12 protein-coding genes and 1 tRNA gene are annotated in these 19,471 nt (G+C 74.2%); 8 read left to right on the top strand and 5 right to left on the bottom strand.

Translation table 11 applies throughout. From position 1 onward, the window contains the following. Positions 1-36: 36 nt before the first annotated feature. Positions 37-1,770: a pyruvate dehydrogenase gene (locus tag ACQP10_RS36520; protein WP_346018481.1), complete on the bottom strand. Its 1,734-nt coding sequence runs from the start codon at positions 1,768-1,770 to the stop codon at positions 37-39. 366 nt (positions 1,771-2,136) lie between these two features. Here ACQP10_RS36520 and ACQP10_RS36515 point away from each other — a divergent pair, with 366 nt between their 5' ends. Beyond that, positions 2,137-2,493, top strand: coding sequence for an STAS domain-containing protein (locus ACQP10_RS36515; protein ID WP_346018482.1), 357 nt, complete (start codon positions 2,137-2,139; stop codon positions 2,491-2,493). Positions 2,494-2,682: 189 nt separating this feature from the next. Here the strand turns inward: ACQP10_RS36515 and ACQP10_RS36510 are convergent, their stop codons facing one another. Further along, a complete protein-coding gene (locus tag ACQP10_RS36510) occupies positions 2,683-3,918 on the bottom strand; it encodes a glycosyltransferase (RefSeq protein ID WP_433540553.1) in 1,236 nt (411 codons plus the stop codon). 177 nt (positions 3,919-4,095) lie between these two features. On the opposite strand from ACQP10_RS36510, the gene ACQP10_RS36505 reads away from it, so the two are divergent. After that, positions 4,096-4,189 (top strand) — tRNA-Sec (locus tag ACQP10_RS36505). Between the two features lie 134 nt (positions 4,190-4,323). Here the strand turns inward: ACQP10_RS36505 and ACQP10_RS36500 are convergent. The 3 genes from ACQP10_RS36500 to ACQP10_RS36490 all read right to left on the bottom strand — a co-directional run bounded on the left by ACQP10_RS36500 (position 4,324) and on the right by ACQP10_RS36490 (position 6,412). After that, positions 4,324-4,728, bottom strand: coding sequence for a YbaB/EbfC family nucleoid-associated protein (locus ACQP10_RS36500; RefSeq protein ID WP_346018484.1), 405 nt, complete (start codon positions 4,726-4,728; stop codon positions 4,324-4,326). A gap of 173 nt (positions 4,729-4,901) precedes the next feature. After that, on the bottom strand, positions 4,902-5,909 hold the full coding sequence (locus ACQP10_RS36495; RefSeq protein ID WP_346018485.1) for a hypothetical protein: 1,008 nt from the start codon (positions 5,907-5,909) through the stop codon (positions 4,902-4,904). Continuing rightward, on the bottom strand, positions 5,906-6,412 hold the full coding sequence (locus ACQP10_RS36490) for a hypothetical protein (RefSeq protein WP_346018486.1): 507 nt from the start codon (positions 6,410-6,412) through the stop codon (positions 5,906-5,908). The genes ACQP10_RS36495 and ACQP10_RS36490 overlap by 4 nt, the downstream gene beginning before the upstream one ends. A 306-nt stretch (positions 6,413-6,718) precedes the next feature. On the opposite strand from ACQP10_RS36490, the gene ACQP10_RS36485 reads away from it, so the two are divergent. The 6 genes from ACQP10_RS36485 to ACQP10_RS36460 all read left to right on the top strand — a co-directional run bounded on the left by ACQP10_RS36485 (position 6,719) and on the right by ACQP10_RS36460 (position 19,412). Further along, positions 6,719-7,681: an SseB family protein gene (locus tag ACQP10_RS36485; protein WP_346018487.1), complete on the top strand. Its 963-nt coding sequence runs from the start codon at positions 6,719-6,721 to the stop codon at positions 7,679-7,681. Next, positions 7,681-8,067, top strand: coding sequence for a hypothetical protein (locus ACQP10_RS36480; RefSeq protein ID WP_346019693.1), 387 nt, complete (start codon positions 7,681-7,683; stop codon positions 8,065-8,067). Before ACQP10_RS36485 ends, ACQP10_RS36480 begins: the two co-directional genes overlap by 1 nt. 243 nt (positions 8,068-8,310) lie before the next feature. Further along, a complete protein-coding gene (locus tag ACQP10_RS36475) occupies positions 8,311-8,718 on the top strand; it encodes a YbaB/EbfC family nucleoid-associated protein (RefSeq protein WP_312873347.1) in 408 nt (135 codons plus the stop codon). Between the two features lie 5 nt (positions 8,719-8,723). Further along, positions 8,724-9,077 carry a hypothetical protein gene (locus tag ACQP10_RS36470; RefSeq protein ID WP_346018488.1) on the top strand — a complete coding sequence of 118 codons (354 nt, stop codon included), beginning with the start codon at positions 8,724-8,726 and terminating at the stop codon, positions 9,075-9,077. Between the two features lie 100 nt (positions 9,078-9,177). Continuing rightward, entirely contained in the window at positions 9,178-18,093 is an 8,916-nt protein-coding gene (locus tag ACQP10_RS36465) for a hypothetical protein (RefSeq protein WP_433540552.1), read from the top strand. Next, positions 18,000-19,412 carry a LysM peptidoglycan-binding domain-containing protein gene (locus ACQP10_RS36460; protein ID WP_433540551.1) on the top strand — a complete coding sequence of 471 codons (1,413 nt, stop codon included), beginning with the start codon at positions 18,000-18,002 and terminating at the stop codon, positions 19,410-19,412. The genes ACQP10_RS36465 and ACQP10_RS36460 overlap by 94 nt, the downstream gene beginning before the upstream one ends. The last annotated feature ends 59 nt before the right edge of the window (positions 19,413-19,471 follow it).

Raw genomic sequence — 19,471 nt, 5'->3', positions numbered from 1 at the left:
GCGGGAAAGGGCTGGGACGCCCCGGAGCCGGCGAGGTCAGGGGCGAGGGATGTGCCGCAGGTTGGCCCTGGCCAGGTTGATCATGCGGCCGACCCCGCCGTTGAGCACGACCTTGCCCGCGGCCAGCGCGAACCCCTTCACCTGCGCCTGGGTGACGCGCGGCGGCATGGACAGCGCGTCGGGGTCGGTGATGACGTTCAGCAGATACGGTCCCGGCGTGGCGAGCGCGGTGGCCAGCGCCTGCTGGACCTCCGTGGGCTTCTCCACCGTCGCCGAGGGGATGCCCATCGCGGCGGCGACGGCCGCGTAGTCCACCGGCGCGGAGTCGGTGCCGAAGTCGGGGAAGCCGTCCACCAGCATCTCCAGCTTGACCATGCCGAGCGAGGAGTTGTTGAAGAGCACGACCTTCACCGGCAGGTCGTGCATCCGGACGGTCAGCAGCTCGCCGAGCAGCATGCTCAGGCCCCCGTCGCCCGACAGCGAGACGACCTGCCGTCCGGGGGCGGCGAACGCCGCGCCGATGGCGTGCGGGAGGGCGTTGGCCATGCTCCCGTGCCAGAAGGAGCCGATGACGCGGCGGCGGCCGTTGGGCGTCAGGTAGCGGGCGGCCCAGACGTTGCACATGCCGGTGTCCACCGTGAAGATCGCGTCGTCGTCGGCCAGCTCGTCCAGGACGTCCGCCACGTACTCGGGGTGGATCGGCACGTGGCGCTCGATGTTGCGGGTGTACGCCTCCACGACCTGGTCCAGCGTCCTCAGGTGCCGGTTCAGCATCCTGTCGAGGTAGCGCCGGTCGGACTTCTGCCTGACGGAGGGCAGCACCGCCCGCAGCGTCGCGCCGATGTCGCCGTTGACGCCGAGTTCGATCGGGGTCCTGCGGCCCAGGTGCGCCGGGTTCCGGTCGATCTGGACCGTCTTGCGGCCGGGCAGGAAGTCCGGGTAGGGGAAGTCCGTGCCCAGCAGCACCACCAGGTCCGCCTCGTGCATGGCCTCGTAGCAGGCGCCGTAGCCGAGCAGCCCGCTCATCCCCACGTCGTAGGGGTTGTCGTACTGGATCCACTCCTTGCCGCGCAGCGCGTGGCCGACCGGCGCGAACGTGCGCCCGGCCAGCTCCATGACCTCGGCGTGGGCGTCCCGCACCCCGGCCCCGCAGAACAGCATGACCTTCTGCGCGGTGTTGAGCGCCGCGGCCAGCTCCTCCACCTGCTCCGGCGGGGGCACGAGCGTGCCGGTCCGGGTGACGAAGCGGTGGTGCCCGGTCTCGTTCGGGGCCTGTTCGCCCGCGACGTCGCCGGGAAGGACCACGACCGACACGCCGCCGTTGCCGAGGGCCTGCTGGACGGCGACGCGCAGCACCCGGGGCATCTGCTCGGCCGTGCTGATCATCTCGCAGAAGCCGCTGCACTCGGTGAACAGCCGCTCGGGATGGGTCTCCTGGAAGAACCCGGTGCCGATCTCGGAGCTGGGGATGTGCGAGGCCAGCGCGAGCACGGGGGCGCCGCTGCGGTGGGCGTCGTACAGTCCCTGGATCAGGTGGGTGTTGCCCGGCCCGCAGCTTCCCGCGCAGACCGCCAGGCGGCCGGTGATCTGCGCCTCGGCGGCGGCGGCGAACGCCCCGGCCTCCTCGTTGCGCACGTGCGCCCACTCGATGCCGGGTGTCCTGCGGATCGCGTCCACCACGGGGTTGAGGCTGTCGCCCACCACTCCGTAGACCCGTTCGACGCCGGCCTGGCGCAGCACCTCGATGAACTGCTCTGCGACGGTTGCCATGGTCTCGTCTCCCCCTCGCTTCTCGCGTCACCGGATACCTCACCCGATTCGACCGGGTCACTCGTCGCGGCGGGCGATTCGTGACGGCGCCGGCCGTCCGCGGTCGTTTCCGGCCGCGGACGGAGGCGATGCCGTACGGTGTCCGGAAGGAGTGCCGTACGACCTCGGGAAAGGGCGCCGTACGGCCGTACGGTCCCGGGAACGGGCGCCGTGCGGCCTCCGGAAAAGGCGCCGTGCCGTCTCGGGAACGCGCGCCGATGTGTCTGAGCCGGTGATTTGTCTTATCTTGTGCGTGATAAATGCCTGATGAGGCGACTTCGCCGTGGGGAGCTTGAGCCGATGGTGCAACCACCTGAGGGAACTACCTTGAGTTCCGACCTCGAACCGCATGGCAGGATCGGCGTCATCCGGTTGGGCGACGCGCTGGACTGGAGCACCGCTCCGGATGTGCGGACCAAGGTCTCCACGATGTGGGACGACCTCGCGGGCGGGTGCCTGGTCCTGGACCTCGCCGCGACGACCTTCTGCGACTCCACCGGGCTGGGAACGCTGGTGTCGATCTGCACCGACAGCGAGGAACGCGGGATCCGCCTCATCGTGGCCGCGCCTCCTCCGGGCGTGCTCCGCATGCTGCGCATCACCGGCCTGACCGCGTTCTTCGAGCTGTACGACGATGCGGAGGACGCCCTGCGGAGCGCGCGGACGGGCCGCCGACCCGGGTAGGCCGGTGTGAACGGGCCGCCGGGCGGCGGGTCCCGGGGCCGGGCCGGGGACGCGCGACCACGTCGGCCGCGATCTCCCGGCGGGCAGGAAAGCCCTGATCACCGGTGGTGACTCCGGGATCGGCCGGGTGCGCCGCGGAGCCGGGTCCCGCGGGTCCCCCGCCGCGACGGGGAACCCGCGGGATCGGCCTTAGCCGTCGCCGAACACGGCTTTGCTGACCGCGTTGGGCCCGTCGTACTCCCGGTCGGGGATCTTCTCCAGGGTGCCGACGAGGGCGTCGTCGGCGCCCTTCTCGCGGGCCACCCGCACGAGGTCGTCCCGCTTGGCCGGATAGTCGACGCCCGACAGGTGCTTCTGCAGGTCGATCGGGTTCGGTTTGTTCGCCATGATCGTGTTTCCTCCTTCCGGAGGCTCGCCTACCCGGCACTTTCGCGCGGCAGCCACCCGGTCTGCCCAAATCCCCGCTGGAAGTGGGTAAGCCCCGCCGACCGGGGAAGCGTCCAGCGACGCGCGCGCCGCCTCCACCCGCCACGGCGGCGTACGGCGGCGCGCCAGCGCCCGGGGCAGCCGGCGTGCGGCGTCCCGCAGGCCCCGCCGTCCCGCCGGGCCGCCGCGGGCGGCGGTGAGCACGGCGCGCGCCACCACCGGCCACGGGCGGCGCATGACGGCCGTCAGCACCGCGTTGCGGACGGCGAGGGCCCGACGGCCCTCCGGGTCCCGGGACGGCGAGGGGTGGTGGTGGGCCACGACGTCGTCGACGTAGGCGAGCCCCCAGCCGGCGGCGGCCAGGTCCAGCGCGAGGCGCTCCTCCTCGCCGAAGAAGAAGACGACGTCGTCGAAACCGCCGGCGGCGAGGTGGGCGTCCCGGCGCACCACGGCCCCGCACGCCAGGAACCCCAGCACGCTCGGGCCGGGGAGGTCGGGTTCGGCGGGGAGAGGGGAGGCGGCCATGCCGTGGCAGGTCGGATCCGGGCGCTCCTCCGGTCCCACCAGCACCCGCCCGGCGAGCACCGCCAGGCGGGGGTGGGCGTCCAGCACGTCCGCGGCGCGGGCGAGCGCGCCCGGCGCCCACCAGGAGTCGTCGTCGGCGAAGGCGACATAGGGGGTCCGGGCCAGCCGGACGCCGAGATCACGCCCCGGCGCGCCGAGGTTGCGCCCCGCCTCGACCACCTCGACGTGCGGGAACCGCTCCCGGACGAAGGCCGGGGTGCCGTCGGTGGAGCCGTTGTCGACCAGGATGACCGGCGCCTCGTGGCGCGGCAGCGACCGCTCCAGGTCGCGGCGGCGGTTCCGGGTGGCCACCACGACCGTCACGCGGCCGGCGGCGCCGTGATCGCCGCGCGGTCTTCCCTCCGCTCCCGCGGATTCGGCCGGCTGGTCCTCGGTCATGTGCTCGTCGGCCGGGTACGGCCTGCTCCTCCGCATACGTCGGGTCCGTCACGCGCGGGGGAGCTCCGGCCGCCCGCCGCCGCACCCGGCGGCGTCGCCGTCCCGGACATCGTAACCAGCGCGGTCCGGAACACTCCTTTCCCACGCGTGTGTCGCCCGGCCTGAGCCGGGGCGGCGTGAGCGGGGGCGCCGGAGGCCGGTAGCATCGCCCGCGGAGGCGTCAAGGTGTCTGGTGGCCCTCCCGGTCTTCAAAACCGGTGGCGTCGAGCATCTCGGCGCGGCGGGTTCGATTCCCGTCCGCCTCCGCTGGCGATGCCCCGGGGCCACGCGCCCCGGGGCCGGCCCGGGTTCACGCGCCTGGGCGGGGTCCTCCCGGGTCGGGGCCGGCCCGGGGCCCGGGGCGGGGAAGTCCTCGAAGCGTCCGCGCCGGTCGCCTCCGGGTCAGAACCGGTCCAGGTTTCCCAGCCGGCGGGCGAGTTCGGCCTCCTGCTCGGCCATCGACCGTTCGAAGTCCCGGCTCATCCTTTCCAGCCCGTTCCAGAACCGCGCGTGGTCGAGGGGCTCCCCGGGGGCGCCGCCGGACTCCGCCGGGCCGAGCGTGCCGTCGACCAGCTCCCGTGCCCTGCGTTCGCCGTCCTCCTGTGCCCGTCGTACGGCGGCGCCGACCTCCCGGGCCAGCTCGTGGCTGTCCAGGCGCATGACGCGCGGGTCGAAGACGATGTCCAGCAGGCGGCCGGACGGTCCGGTGACGGCGCGGACCAGCCCGCCGGCCGCCTCGCCCGTGCCGGTGATCTCGCCCAGCTCCTCTTCCATCCGGCGCAGCGCCGCGTCGTCGGGGTGTCGCACGGGTCGTCCTCTCGTGTTCGTGCCCGGATCCCGGTCGGTCCGGCTCGTGTCCATGTCCGGATCCCGGCCGGTCCGGCTCATGTCCGTGTTCGTGTCCGTGCCCGGCTTCCGGCGACCGGCCGGGCGGCGGGGGCTCACCGGAGCCCGGCGGAGCGCCGGGTCCCCGGCCGCGCCTACCTGAACTTCCAGCCGGGCGGGAAGATGGCCGCCCGCAGGCCGTGCCCGGTCAGCTTGGCCGCCCACTGCTCGGGCGTGGTCAGGACCTCCCCGCCGTCGTCGCTCATCAGGTTGTACGCGGGGGTGTAGCCCAGGCCGGAGCCGGACAGGCGGGCGATCAGCTCGGTGGCGCGGGTGGGCGCCACCCCGCGCAGGGCCGTCGCCTTGACCCCGTCGTAGACGAGGGCGTAGGCGCCGTTCGCCGCGGCGATCCTGCCGTACTCGGTGGCGTTCTCCCCGGCGGAGCCCGTCGGCAGGCCGTGCGACGCCTGGACGCTCCTGGTGATGCCCAGCGAGACGGAACCGTAGGCCGCGCCGTCCAGGATCATGTAGAGGAGAGTCGTCATGGCGTACTTCGGGAACGTCATCGCCATGATCCTCCCGGCGCTCAGCGCGAAGGCGGACTTCATGCCCTGGGCCACCTTGATCAACGCGGCGATCCGGGCGGCGGCGAAGCCGTAGATGGCCGTGGTCATCGGCTGGAACATCACCAGCCACAGGATCTGCAGGAGCAGGTCCTCGATGTCGGCGAGGTTCTTCCGGGTGGTCTCGACGAGCTGCGCGTACGCCTCGCAGCCGGCGGCCACGACGCGGCAGTCCCTCGCGAGCTGCGGCGCGTAGCCCCGGACGACCCCCTGGTACAGGGTCTGGAACGCCTCGACGGCCTCGCCGCCGTTGCGGGGGTTGTTCCACACCGCCTCGGCCAGGGCGTCGGCCCGGCCGGCGATGCCCCCGCCCGAACCTTTCCTGCCCGGGCCTTTCCCGCCCGAGCCGTTCCCGCCGTCGATGTCGTCGGCCAGCCGGTTGAAGATCCGCGCGATCTCCCGCAGCCGCTCCGGCGGGATCTCCGGGGCGGTCACCCCGGCGTAGATCTTCAGCGCGGCCAGGGCGGCGGTGCCCGTCCCGAGGAGGAGCATCATGCCGCGGGTGGGGGACACCGGCGAGAGCGGCAACGGCGGCGTCATCGGCCGTTCCGGTCGGGAAACGGACCGGGGGTCGGGCCGGGGGCGGACGTGGGAGCCCGGCCGGAGGGCGGCGCCGCCGGGGGAGCGGGCGCCGGGCCGGGGACCGGACCGGGTGAGGCCGTGCCCGGCGGCGGTCCCAGTGGCGGGCCGTCGGCCGTGTAGTCGGGAACCCTCGCCAGGTCTTCGGCGAGGCCCCAGTCGACGTTCCAGACGTTCCGCCCCGTCATGAGCAGCCCCTCCCCGATGTCGCCGTAGGCGCCGGCGAGGTCACGGGTGAGCTCCAGCATCTGGTCGCGCTTGGGGGTGAACCACTGGAGGAACCGCCGGTCCGTCTCCTCGTCGGCGGGCAGGGCCCCGAGGGCCGCCAGGGCGCTCGCGGCGCGGGCGACCGCCTCGCGGAGGTCACCGCCGGCCACCCGGAACCCGGGGGCGACCACGTTCTCCAGCTGGTCATGGTCGACCTCCATGGGGACGACCGGACGGCCGGGAGATGGCTCCGTCAAGCAACGGCTCCTAACCGGGAACGGAACGCGGATGTCGGAAAGATGTCGGGTGGTGAGAGCCTCGTCCGTTGATGTTCCTAATCGAATAATCTTCGGTTAAAGCCCTATTAATACATTGATGCCCGGGATCTTGTACATCGTCATTGAGCAGGACGTACGGCCACCGGCGGCCCTCCGGTGCGGCGGGTTCCGGGGGCCGGGCCCCCGGCGCGTCCGGCGACCCCCGGCGGATCCGGTTCTCCCGCGCGGCCCGGTTCTCCGATGATCTCCCGTACGGCCCCCGCGCCCGGCGGCGGCGGACGTCCTATGGTGGTCGTCGTGCAGGAGTGGCGGCCCGAGAGCCCGTTCGAGAAGCGTCTCCAGGCGGCGTTCGCCGCCGAAGACCTCCCGGTCTGTCTGGGGTTGTTGCGGCAGGCCGAGATCGGCCTGCCGGTCACCCCGGCCGCCGCGGAGGGGAGGGAGCCGACCGCTTGGCCGACCTTCACGGGCGGCGGACGCACCTGGATGGCCGCCTACACCTCGATCGACGCCATGCGCGTCGTTCTCGGGGACACCGCCGAGCACGTCCGCGTCGTCACGTTCGCCGAGCTGGCCGCGGGCTGGCCCGACCCCCGGTGGGGGCTGGCGGTGAACCCGGGCCTTACGACGTCCTTCTTCCTGGAGGCCGGTACGGTGGCCAGGCTCGCCGTGCCGTCCCTGGTCCAGGAGCGCCTCGCCGAGCCCGGCTCCGGGTCGCCGATCATGCAGAAGCTGCTCCGGCCCGCGGACCTGTACGCCCATCTCGCCGAGGGCGAGTCCCGGGTCTCCGGATACTGCCACCGGGCCCGGGACGTCGCGCACATCGCGACCCCGGCCGTCCTGGCGGACGCGCTCGGGCGGGCGCACGAGGAGGGGGTGGTCACCGACGAGGGGTCGGTGAACATCCTGCGGTGGCGCGCGGTCGGGCTCGACCTGTACCGCACCCCCTACGGCGGCGTCGACGAGGCGTCGCGGGTCGCGGTGGCCGGGTGGGTGATCGAGGAGCCGCCGTTCGTGGGCATGGGGCTCGTGCCGAACGCCGACCAGGTCATCCGCGAGTACAAGGTGGACGGCGTCGGCCTGCCCCACGGCACCGAGATCTGGGAGCTGACCGTGGACGGCGTGGAGTACCGGCGCGCGGTGTACGACGGCGACCTCGGACGCTGGGTTCTGATCGACGACGTACCGGCGGGCGAGGCGTCCGATGGCCCGTTCCACCGGGGAGCGGGCGGTCCGGGAGGGGCGGCGTGATGTGGCATTCCTACCGGGCACGCTGGCGGGGGACGGAGTACGCCGCGAGCCCCGATCCGCGTCCGGACGCGGTGTGGGTACGCCTGCGCGTCACGGAGCCCGCCGAGGGCTTCGAGGAGGTCGAACCGCACTGCTTCGTGCGGCCGGTGCGGGCCGAGGAGTGCGAGTCGATCTCCTTCGTCACGACCGTCTGCGAGTGGCGCGGCGCGCCGTTCCAGGTGCGTGACCGGCGCGGTGACACGCTGCTCCTCGAATACGTCGGGGGCCTGCTGCCGGTCGCCCGCGAACTGGAGCTGGAGCGGGTCGAGCGCGGGGTCCACCGTCGCTGGGTGCCCAGGCACGAGGTGACCGATCTCCGGGAGAACGTCGTCTTCCTGGAACTCTGACCCGCGTCCGCGGCTTACGGGTCCGCGACGCCGCGTCCTTCCGCAGGACGACGTCGCTTATGGCGTTGTATGAGCGTTTTCAGTGGCATTTGGTGCTTGCCGTACCACAGTGGCGGATGTCAGGATGATCGATAATTCACGAAGATTTAACGTGCGAATCGTCCAGGGGGCGGCGGGGGCGCGGGGGGCAGGGTGGTCGCGGCGGCCACCGCCACCGGTCCCGCGCTGCGAGGGGAGGTCGATGTGGAACCTTTCGCGGTCTCGGATGAGGCGAGGAGCATGCAGGCCTACGCCGAGGAACTGCGCGCCACCTTCACCCGCCTGCAGGAGCGGGGGCCGGAGATCCACCGGCAGGCGCGGGCCGTACAGGTGACCGAGAAGTCGCGGGACGGGCTGGTGTCGGCGACCGTCGGCGCGCGCGGCGACCTGATCAGGCTCGACCTCGATCCCCGCATCTACCGGCGGCAGGACTCCCGGGAACTCGCCGACGTCATCACGGACACCGTCCACCGGGCCACGGAGAAGGCCCGGGCCAGGGTCGTGGAGCTGTTCGAGCCGCTGGTCCCCGGCGAGCAGATGAAGGAGCACCTGGAGGGCGATCTCGAAAGCGTGCTGGAGCGGATGGCGGCCCAGATGCTCGGGAAGAGGTGACCCCGGTGAGCGAGTACGGCGGTTACGAAGAGGGCGTCGGCGTCCACTACCAGGGCGTGGCGCACGGCCTGGTCCGATGGGACACCGTGTCGGACGACGTCCACACCCTGTGGACGGAGAAGGTGGAGCGGATCCGGGCGCTCAACGCCCTCGAGCCCTGGGGCCGGGACACCGCCGGCTCCGCGTTCTACGCGGCCTACATGAACGGCGGCGGCCCGGAGAAGATGATCGAGTACGGCGACGGCATCGTGAAGACGGTCACCGAGGCCGGGCTGAAGGTGCGGAACAACATCGGCACCACGCGGGCCACGGACGACCGCGAACGCGCGGCCATGGACAGGCTCATAGAAGAGGTGTGACCGGCACCGAACCGTCCTTCCGCGCCGCCGGCGCGATGAGGACCCGGACGCGCCGGACGCCCGTCCGGTGACCTGACAGCACCACAACGGGGGAGATGGCGTGGCCGTCAACACGGATTCCGCCGGAAGCCGCACCGGGATCAACCCCAGTGCCGCCGGGGGGACTCCGCCCGACGTCGCGGGCGGCGCCGCCCCCGACGTCACGCCCGCATGGGGCGAGAGCCTTCCGGCCTGGGCCAACACCCTGATCTCGTATCTCGCCTCGGGCCAGAACTGGCCGGAGTCGAGCGAGCGGCTGCTGTGGCAGATCGCCACGGCCAACCGGGAGCTGTACGAGGGCCTGGACACCTCCGTCGAGCCGGGCGTCACGGCCGGCGGCATGATCCTGCAGTCGTGGACGGCGCCGGCGAGCAAGAAGTTCGCCGAGGACTTCATCCAGGCGTACTCCGAGGACTCGGGTGTGCCCGCGCTGGCGCGGCAGGCGGCGACCTACTTCCAGCAGGCCGACGACTTCGCGCGCGAGGTGCAGTACTCCAAGATCTCGATCAACGTCGCGTTCTGGATCGCAGTGATCGCGACGTACATCGCCCTGCTCGCCGCCTTCTTCAGCGCCGGCGCGACCACCTCGGCGCTCGGCCCCATCGCCGCGGCCGCGCGGTCCAACATCGGCCGCATCCTCCAGCGGCTCGCCGTGGTCGCCGGGCGCACCCCCGAAGGCGCGGTCACCCGGCTGGCCGCCCGCGGGGCGGCCACCCACGGGGCGACCGCCGCGGGTGGGGCCGCGAAGGGGCTCCGGACGCTCCTCACCGGTCACGTGGGCCGGGAGATCGCCGAGGAGATGGGTGAAGAGGGCGCGATCGACTACTTGACCCAGAAAAAGCAGATGGACATGGGCACCCGCACCAGCATGGACTGGCAGCGGTTCCTGGCCGCGGAAGTCGGCGCGGCCGGTGGCGCGGTCATCGGCATGAAGGCCGCCCCCATGCTGAACAGGTTCTCCAACAGCATGCCGGTGCTGCGGCGGCTGAACGAATTCGGCGGCACGGACCCGGGGATCATGAACGCCGTCAAGCGGTTCCCCGCCCGCGTGGTGCAGACGGGCCTGAACAACATGGTCGCCTCGCCGGGCGGAAGCATCATCGCCAACACGTTCGTCTACGGGCAGAACCCGCTTGAGGCGCTGCCGGACGGAGAGGCGCTCCTCGGGGCCGCGGCGGGCGGCGGCGGCCGGGCGGGCACGATCGGCCCGACCGACCCCAGAGTCGCCCATGCGATCACCCACCCCCGGGCGGCTCTCGACAGCGCCTACGCGGCCGCCGCGGCCGCCGACGCCCGCCTGGCCGGCGGCGACCCGCCCGCCGGGTCCGGCGGCCCGGCGGCGACGCCGGGGAACCAGCCCGACCCGGGGAACCAGCCCGACCCGGGGAGCGGCGGCACCAACCTCGCGAACGCCCCCACGCCGGACCCCGCGACGGTCGCGGCCGCCGGGAACGGCGGGAACGGCGGCAACGGCGGGAACGGCGGCAACGGCGCGAACCAGTCCGGCGCCCCCGCCGGGAACGGTCAGGCGGCGGGCGGGGCGCAGAACCCGCAGGTCGCGGGCACCGTACCGGTGGCCCCCGTCGGTACGGCCGGCACCCCGTCGGCCACCCCCGCCCCGAGCGCAGCCCAGCCCGGTTCCGCCCCGGCCGCCTCGTCCCCGAGCGCGCAGGGCACCCCGGGCACGCCGGGCACCCCGGGCACCCCGGGAACGGCGGGAACGCCGGGTGCCTCGGGAACGCCGGGTACGGCGGGCACGCCGGCGTCCCCCGCCCAGGGCGCACCGTCCCCGGGCACGCAGGCGGCTTCCACGCCGGGTGGTACGGGGACGGGCGCTCAAGCGGCCGCTTCCGGCGCCGGGGCCTCCGGCGGACCGAACACCGCCTCCACCGGACCCGCCGCACCGGACAACGCCGCCCAGCCTCCGGCGGGCACGCCCGGAGCCCAGGGCGCGCCGTCCGCACCGGCCACCCCGGCGCAGGGCGGGACGCCGGCACCCGCGGCTGCGCCGGAGGCCGCGTCCGGGAACGCCCAGGGCGGCGCGCCCACGTCCGGGAACGCCCAAGGGACCGCGCCCGGGACCGCGCCGGCGGGCGCACCCGCCACGTCGGGAGCACCGGATCCGCAGGCCGCCCCCGCTTCCTCCGGAGCATCCTCTTCCTCTACGCAGGGAGCCGCGCCGGCATCGGGAACGGACCCGGGAGCGGCGCCGTCGCCCACCCAGAGCGGCGCGGGAACCGCCCAAGGCGGCGCGGCCACCCCCGCGACCCCGGCCACCCCCGCGACCCCGGCCACCCCCGCGACCCCGGCCACCCCCGCGACCCCGGTCGCCCCGGTGACGGGCGCGGCGCCGGCCAACCCCGCCGGGGCCGCCCCCTCCCAGACGCCGAACCAGCAGGCGACGTCCGGCCCCGCCACGGCGGCCGCGCCCGACCCGGCGGCGACCCCCGACCCCGCGGCGACCCCCGCAGCGACTCCCGACCCGGCGGCGACCCCCGCGGCGGCGCCCGACCCCGCCGCTCCGGCCTCCGCCGCGGCCCCGGACCCCGCGGCCGCTCCCGGAACGGCCCCCGACCCCGGGACCGCGTCGCGACTCGCCGGCACGGCGCTGGACGAGGTCCTGAAGATCGTGGCCCCCGACGCGATGCTGCTGCGGAACGGCGACCTGCGGCTGACCGGGCCGAGCGGCGAGATCGTCCACCTCTCCGCCGACTTCCTCGGCGGTGTGCGCGGGAGGCTGACGCTCCGGGCCGCGGACCGCGCCACCTCCGAACGGCTGCGTGCCGAGGCGGCGGCCTGGCTGGGCGCCGGGATCGCCGACGTCGAGGGCCGCAACCACACCGAGGGCGCGGTCGCGGCGCTCCACCGGTTGACCGAGGCGGCGCCCGAGACCAACGACGCGGCCGTGCGGGTGACGCTGGAGCTGATGGTCGACACCGCCGGTCAGTGGGACCCCGCCCGGCTGGGTGACGGCGAGCGGCGGCTGATGCGCGACGCGGCCGACCACCTCAGGAATCCGGAGGACTCCCACGCCGATCTGCGGTCCGGCACGCAGGCCCGGACCGCGGAGGAGATCGCCCGGCTGGCGGAGGCACTGACCCCGGACCCCGCGGCGTCGAACGCCACAGGACCGAGCACCGGCGCGAATCCCGCCACCTCGCCCGAGCTCTCCGAGCTGTCGGGCCGGGTGCGGGAACTGGGCGAGTCCCTCGCCGGCGCCAAGACCGGCCTGGAGGAGCGGGTGAAGTCCCACCGGGACGCCTCCCGCCAGGCCGGGAAGAACATCGCGGAAAAGCTCAAGGAAGCGGAGAAGGCGAAGAAGGAGCGCGACCGGGGAGCCCGGAAGCGGCACCGCGATGCCCTGGCCGAGGTCCGGGTGGAGCGGGACACCGGGGCGCGCCACAAGCGGGTCGCCGTCCGCTACCAGGAGGCCCGCGTACGGGCGGAGAAAGCGCGCGCCGCCGTGGCGGAGGCGTCACGCGCCCTGGACGCCCTGGCCGCCGAGGAGCCGGCGGGCCGTACCGCCCAGCGGGTCGCCGAGGTGGCCCGGCTCGCCCGGGAGGCCGCCGACGCCGTCGCCGCCTACGACGAGGCGATGAAGGAGGCGCTGCCGCCGCGCGACGCCATGACCGGCAGCGTGCCCGCCGACCGGCTGCCCCACATGACCAAGCTGACCGGCGTGGTCAACCGGGTGCTGGCCGGCCACGGGGTGGACCAGACCTTCTCCCCCGACGAGCTGGAGCACGTCCTGGGGTCCCGGTTCCGCCGGGTGACGTCGGACGACGGCGTCGTCCTGCAGGTCGGCGGCGCGACGCGGGGTGAGCTGCGGATCAGGCTGCGGATGGGCGACCTCGCGGAGATCGTCGATCCGAAGGTCAAGGGTTCCGAGACGATGATCGGCGCGCTCCCCCAGGGCGGCCGGTCGGTGGGCACCAGCGGCAGCCGGAACAAGGGCATGTCGTTCGGCCTCAACGCCATCGCGCTGGCCAAGACCCTGGCCGGGATGTTCCTGGCGCCGCACAACGGGGTGCGCAGGTTCATCGAGGACGTGCTGGACCCGTTCTTCAAGCTTGAGGGCAGCCACAGCAGGTCCCGGTCGAGGGGCGAGGGCGGCAACGCCTCCGAGTTCGCGCTGTTCGGCGGGGTCGAGGACAACCGGGGCGAGTCGATCCTGCTGGACGTCGCCGACGTCGCCTGGGACGTCGAGTTCCGCCCGGCGGGGAAGACGGACTGGACGGCGACCGAAACGGTCGACGCCCGTTCCGGCAGCGAGGCCGAGGTCATCGCGTCGGCCGGGGACGCCAAGCGGCTGCGGGTGCTCGTCTCGCACGCCTACGCCGACCACGCCCCCGCCGAGACCGTCCAGCAGCCCGCCAACCGCCGCGATCCGAACGGCCGGTTCCCCGAGCACGTGGTGATCTCGATGAGCGGGGCGGACGAGCGGGTCGACCGCACGGTCGAGCTGCTCGGCGGGCCCGCGGTGGGCGACGTGGCCCGCCGGCAGATCCGCACCTTCATGGCCGAGGACCTGCCGGGCCGGATGTACGAGGCGTTCAACCGCCCGCGCGGGCTCAGCCGTACCATCACCGACGGCGGCCGGCCGCTCGGCACGGTACGGGTCCGCAGCCGGATCGAGTGGGTCCCCGCCCCGGACGGGGCGCCGGCGCCCTCGATGGAGCCGGTGGGCTCGGCCACCAACAAGCACCACCAGGAACGGCTGCGCGTCCAGTTCTCCGGCACGTCGGGATCGACGTCGTCGGGCCGGTCGAGGGGCACCGGCGTCACCGTGGGCGGCCAGGGCGCCCTCCCCGGGACGTCGTCCCTCGGCGGAAAGACCAAGCTCAAGGGGGCGTTCGGCTACACCCGGGGACGGTCGAGGTCGACGGGCGCGAACACCGGGGGCACCGAGATCCGCCCGGGCGTGTACCGCTACTCCGGTGACACCCAGGGATACGTGGCCGTGGTGGTCCACGAGATCACGGTCCACCGGTTCGGCGAGGCCGAGCCCCGCCCCACGTTCGTCCAGCGCGCCCGGGCGCTGATGCGGATCCCGCTGACGCACGCCTACGACTATGGCGCCGAGGTCGACGCCAACGCGATCGAGCGGGACGACTCCGGCGCGCCGCGCCGCAACCCCGACGGCTCTCCGGTGTTCCGGGACGACCGCAAGCCCGGGCCGCCGCCCGGCCGGAAGGCGGCCCCGTCCGGCTGGCAGACCGGCGATCCGGTCAGGGTCCGCGGCGCGGGACCGTCGGAGGTGCAGGAGTTCACCCCGATCGACCGGGCGGAGGTCGAGGCGTACCTGCGCGAGCGCGGCATGCTGGCCCCGCTGGACGCCGACGGCAACGAGATCCCGTCGACCGACCCGCTGGAGTGGGCCAGCCACGAGGCGAACGCCCGGGAGCTGGAGGAGCAGCTCGACGAGCGCCGGGTGGCGGCCGCCTACGACCAGGGCGCCCAGGACGGCATCCCGATGACCTTCAGCCGGCACCGTACCGGCCATGCCTCCCAGACGGTCACGCTGGTCCTGACGATCGACCAGCACGAGGTGGACTCCTGGGAGCACACCGACGCGGAGGTCCCCGTCGACCTGGACATCGACTCAGAGACGTCCGGGCTGTCGAGCAGCGAGTCGACCGGCCACGACATCAGGTTCGAGGGCGGACGCGGCGACACGAACGCCGACGAGGAGGTCGCGGCCTCACGAGGCGGGGGCTACACCTACAGCAGGGGCCTCAACGCCGGAGCGACCCAGGGCGGCACGGTCAACCAGGTGATCCTCGGGGAGAACGGCGATCTGACGGGGGTCGCCAGGCGGAAGCACACGGTGAGGATCGCCGACATCTCGTCCATGGCGGACCCCATCACCACCCAGCAGGGCAGCTCCCTGTTGATGACGCCCGCGGGGCTGCTGCCCGAGGACGACTCCGGAAACGGCCCCGCGCGGACCCCGACGCCGCACCCGACCTCCCGCGCCACGCTGCGCCGCGCCACGCTGCGGGCCGTGGACACCGGTGACCTGCTGCAACGGGTCATGCCCAAGCTGCCGCGGTGGGTGCGGTCGCACCCGGTCATCGCCAACATGCTGGCGGCCTTCCTCAACGTCCGCAGCTTCATGGCGCAGCCGGACCGGCTGTTCGGCCGGGCCGGCATGGAGCTCGCCGTACGGTCCCGGGGCACGCGCCGCTTCCGCTCACCGGTGTGGGTCAGCGGCCGCGCCGGGGAGTCGGAGTTCGTCACCGCGGTCGACTACGTGAGCGGAGACATCAACCTCACCCTGGGCAGCCAGTCCGCCTCCGCGGGCCGGACCCGCGGCCACGCGGGTGACGGCTCGCTGTCCGGTGGGCTCAGCCAGGCGGCGCCGCCCAAGGGCGGCGCCGGGCTCAGCGGATCGGCGTCGCGGACCACCGGGCTCTCCGCGCAGGAGCTGGGCATCTGGGGCCGGGAGCGGCTGGTCATCGAGACCGGCAAGCACTACGTCTTCCGGATGAGCGCCGACTTCGACGTCACCGTCGGCGTCCCCGGCGCCGCGAACGCCAAGGTGGTCAGCGCGCCGGGCCGCCCCGTCGTCTACATGGTCCCCGAACGCGACGTCCTGCGCCTGTACGCCCAGGGAGAGCTGCGGCTGCCGCTGGACCAGGTGGCGGACGTGATGGAGCGGTTCCTCGACGGCAACCTGAAGATCGCCCCGGATGTCGCGGCCCCGCTGGTCGGCCGCTACCTCAGCGAGCAGAGTGCGGCCCGCGACTCCGGCGCGCCGCTGCCCGTCCTGACCGCCGACCACACCGCCGAGCGGATGGTCGGGAAGCTCACCGAGGCCGCCGACGGCCGGTACGGCGGGCTCGGGCACACCCGGAACCCGGGCCGCCGCCTGGCCCGCATGATCGCCTACGAGCGCGCCCGGGCTGCGGTCCTGGAGAAGCTGCTGGACGATCCCGACGCGAAGCTGAGCAGGCGCGAGCGGGCGGTGGCCCCGGAGGTGGCCACGCTCCCCGAGCACCTCAGGGACGCCATGGGCCAGACCGGCGTCGAGGAGCTCGTGCTGAAGCGGAACGGCGCGGAGACCGAGCTGTTCGACGAGGTGCTCGCCGCGGTCGAGAAGAAGGCCCCCGGGGCGCTGCGCAAGAACCGGGCGCTGTGGCGCAGCCTGTTCCGCGACTTCAGCGGCAAGCGGTGGCACGGCAAGCTCGACAGCATGCTGGACCCGGACGGGGCGCCGCACACCTACACCGCGCGCGTCCGGGGGAACGACGGCCGGCCGCTGACCGTCCGGGTCAAGATGGAGTTCGTCGGCCCGCCGAGGCTGCTGAACCGGACGGACGAGGCCGGCGTGATCGTCCAGGACTACACCTACCGGGACAGCTCCTGGTCGGAGGCGTTCAACATCGCCTTCGGCGGCGGCGTGAGCGGCGAAGGCGCGCCCGCGGCCCTCAAGGGCGCGGTGGGCGGGGACGCCAAGGTGCAGGCCGGCGTCAACCACTCCACCTCCGGGACGGCCGGCGAGCAGCTGACCGGGATCCAGCGGATCGCCTCCTTCAACGGCATGGACCGGGTCGCCCACGCGGTGAAGGTCACCGTGGAGGTCGACCGGCCGGGCCGCCGCGGGCGCGGCGGACGCCGGCCCGTCGTGACGGAGCTGACGGGCCGGATGACGCGGCTCGTGCCGTCCGAGCTGGTGGAGGCGGCGAAGGCGGCGGAGGCGTCGGCGTCGACGGACACCCGGCCGCTGGCGTTCCCGAGGACGTTCTTCACCGAGTCGACGCGCGCCGCCGGGCTCTTCCAGGCCGCGTACGACGGACTGTCCCGCTCCGACGTCCTCGGCCGCCGGGGCGCCCGCCGGTACCGGAACGATCTGGAGCACGCGCTCACCGCCATGGCGCGCAACGCCAACCTGCGGAAGATGGCCGGGCCGAACGGACACCGGATCGCCCGGTTCCCCGTGCCGGGCCGTCCCGGCCGGGTGGTGGAAGTGCGGGTCCGGGCGGTTCCCTCGCAGGTGCGCGTCCTCGCCGCGGGGCGCGCGGACGTCGAGCTGGGCGACGTGGAGCGCTTCCAGGCGACCTCGGGCGGGGCCGTCGAGTCGGGCCAGTCGCTGGGCGTCTCCGGAGGGAGCGGCTACGGCCCCTCCGGGGTGAACGTGCACGGCTCGACCGGGCGGTCGACCTCCGAGCGGATCTCCGAGGGCGGCGGCAACCGTGACGAGACGAGCGGTTTCCGCAAGGGCGACGTCACCACGGTCCGGACGCGGATCGACTACCACATCACGTACGAGATCAAGTCGGTCGTCCCCGGCAGGCCGTTCTACCGGCGGGTCGAGATGCTCAACGCCGCGACCGGCACGGCCGACGTGACCCTGTTCGAGGAGGGCATGGCCGAGGCCCGCCGCGAGCAGGAGGCGCCCCCGGTCCGCGGCGGCGGCTGGCGCTTCGGCGAACCGGCGGTCCGGCGCGAGCCCGGACGCGGCTGGCGGGCCCGGTGGGGGCGCGGGAGCGGCCGGCCCACGACCCGGTTCTCACTGGACGAGCTGTCCCGGCAGTCGCAGAGCAGCCCGGACTTCGACCCCGTCGCGCCGTACCGGTCGCTGGCCGAGCACACGCTGCGGAGGGCGCCGGGCATCCGGAGGTCCGGCACGCCGCTCCTGCTCACGGTCGACGCCGGCCCGGAGTGGCAGGCGGCGCGGGTGAACGAGGCGCGGGCACTCGCCCGGGAGCTGGGCGTCCCCATCCACCTGGAGGTCCGCGAGCCCGGCGGCGTCGCGCGCCCCTACCTCGCCACGCCGGACGGTGGGCTGCTGAGCGCCGCGCTGGACCCGTCGGGCCGGCGGGTCATCGGGGTGCCCGACGGCGGGTTCGCCGACGCGCTCGCCGCGCTCCCCCGGGGCTGGTGGCCGCCGCGAACGGCAGGATCGACCTGCGCGCCCTCCACGGCCGGCTGCCGGAGGGCGGCGACTTCACCGCGCTGGTCGACCAGGAGCTGACCCCGCCCGGCGTTCCGACGGCCCACGCGCCGGGCGCCGCGCCGCACGCCGGGAGCCAGGCCCAGCCGGTCGGCGGCACCTACCAGGGCTCCGTCAACTCCGCGCCGGGCGGCGCTCCCTCCGCGGGGGGCGGCTCGTTCTCGGTGACGGCTCCGCAGATCCCCGGGACGGCGTTCGCGGTGGACATCCGGGCGCCGCACCTGGCCGACCTGACCACGGCCGAGGTCCAGACGGCGCTGCGGCAGGCCGGGCCGTCCGTCCTCGGCCGGGGCGTCCGGGACCACCGCTGGTCGGCCGACGGCTCGACGCTGATCGTGGAGCTGCGGAACGGCGACACGCACCACTTCCGGGTCCGGATCGGCCGGCCCAGGCGGCGGCTGAGCTGGGACCGCTCGGCGGGGATGCCGGTGGTGCACTTCGGCCCGTCGTCGCGGCTGATGGCGCGGACGAAGCTGCGGACGGGCAGCGCCGAGGACCCGTCCGAGATGATCCTGACGAGCCGGCCGGACCCGAAGATGGTGGCGCGGATGGTGGGCCACGAGGTCGGCCACGCCCTGCAGCGGAAGGCCGCCGCCGAGCACCGGGCCGGTCCGGTCCCGTTCCGTCGGCTGCTGGCCGCGGTCGACGAGATCGCGCGCCACGACTACTGCATGGACGCCCGTTACGACGAGTACGGGCACCTCGCGGACGGCTGGCGGTCGGCCCGCACCGACGACGAGCGCGCCTACTACGCGCACGAGATGAACGGGCTGCGGCAGCTCATGCTGTTCGAGGGCCATGTCCCGCCCGTGCCGCCCTGGGAGGCCGGCGGGGCGGGGCGGATCGGCTCCGGCCTCGGACTGGACGGCCTGCTCAACCACTCCGAGCCGCGGGTCGAGACGAGGGACGAGTACTGGGGGCGGATGCGCCGGCTCACCAACACCACCGGCTGGATCCCGCCGGAGGAGTGCACCTGCCCGTCCGACGAGCCGTGCGTCTGCGGGCGGCGTTCGCGGACGCCGGGGGACGGCACGTCACCGGTCCCCTCCCCGCGTGCGTCCTCACCGGCCCCCTCCGAGAGCACGGCCCCGGAACCCGGCGAGCCGGAGGACCCGCGCCCGCGGGACGGCGGGGACGCGCCGGTGACCGACCGCCGGGTGAAGATCTCCCGGGACACCTCGCTCTGGGCGCTGTCCGAGCAGTACTACGGCGAGGGCCGCCACTGGAAGGTCATCTGGGAGCACAACCGTGAGGTGATCGGCGATGACCCCGGCAGGCTCCGGGCGGGGATGACCCTCACCGTTCCCGACCTGCCCCGGAAAGCCGGACGGGCCGGGTGAGCGAGGCGACCCGGTGGCCCGCCGTACGGTGCCCGGACGGGCCGGGTGAACGGGAGGAT

The sequence above is a fragment of the Streptosporangium sandarakinum genome (genome assembly GCF_050942225.1).
Classification (GTDB): domain Bacteria; phylum Actinomycetota; class Actinomycetes; order Streptosporangiales; family Streptosporangiaceae; genus Streptosporangium; species Streptosporangium nondiastaticum.
The sequence above is the reverse complement of the archived record's forward strand: the minus strand, read 5'-3'. Positions and strand labels throughout refer to the sequence as shown.

Excerpts from the sequence above, each read along its gene's own strand:
- ACQP10_RS36520 (WP_346018481.1), bottom strand. The coding sequence starts at position 1,770 with ATGGCAACCGTCGCAGAGCAGTTCATCGAGGTGCTGCGCCAGGCCGGC.
- ACQP10_RS36510 (WP_433540553.1), bottom strand. The coding sequence starts at position 3,918 with ATGCGGAGGAGCAGGCCGTACCCGGCCGACGAGCACATGACCGAGGAC.
- ACQP10_RS36495 (WP_346018485.1), bottom strand. The coding sequence starts at position 5,909 with ATGACGCCGCCGTTGCCGCTCTCGCCGGTGTCCCCCACCCGCGGCATG.
- ACQP10_RS36485 (WP_346018487.1), top strand. The coding sequence starts at position 6,719 with ATGGTGGTCGTCGTGCAGGAGTGGCGGCCCGAGAGCCCGTTCGAGAAG.
- ACQP10_RS36480 (WP_346019693.1), top strand. The coding sequence starts at position 7,681 with ATGTGGCATTCCTACCGGGCACGCTGGCGGGGGACGGAGTACGCCGCG.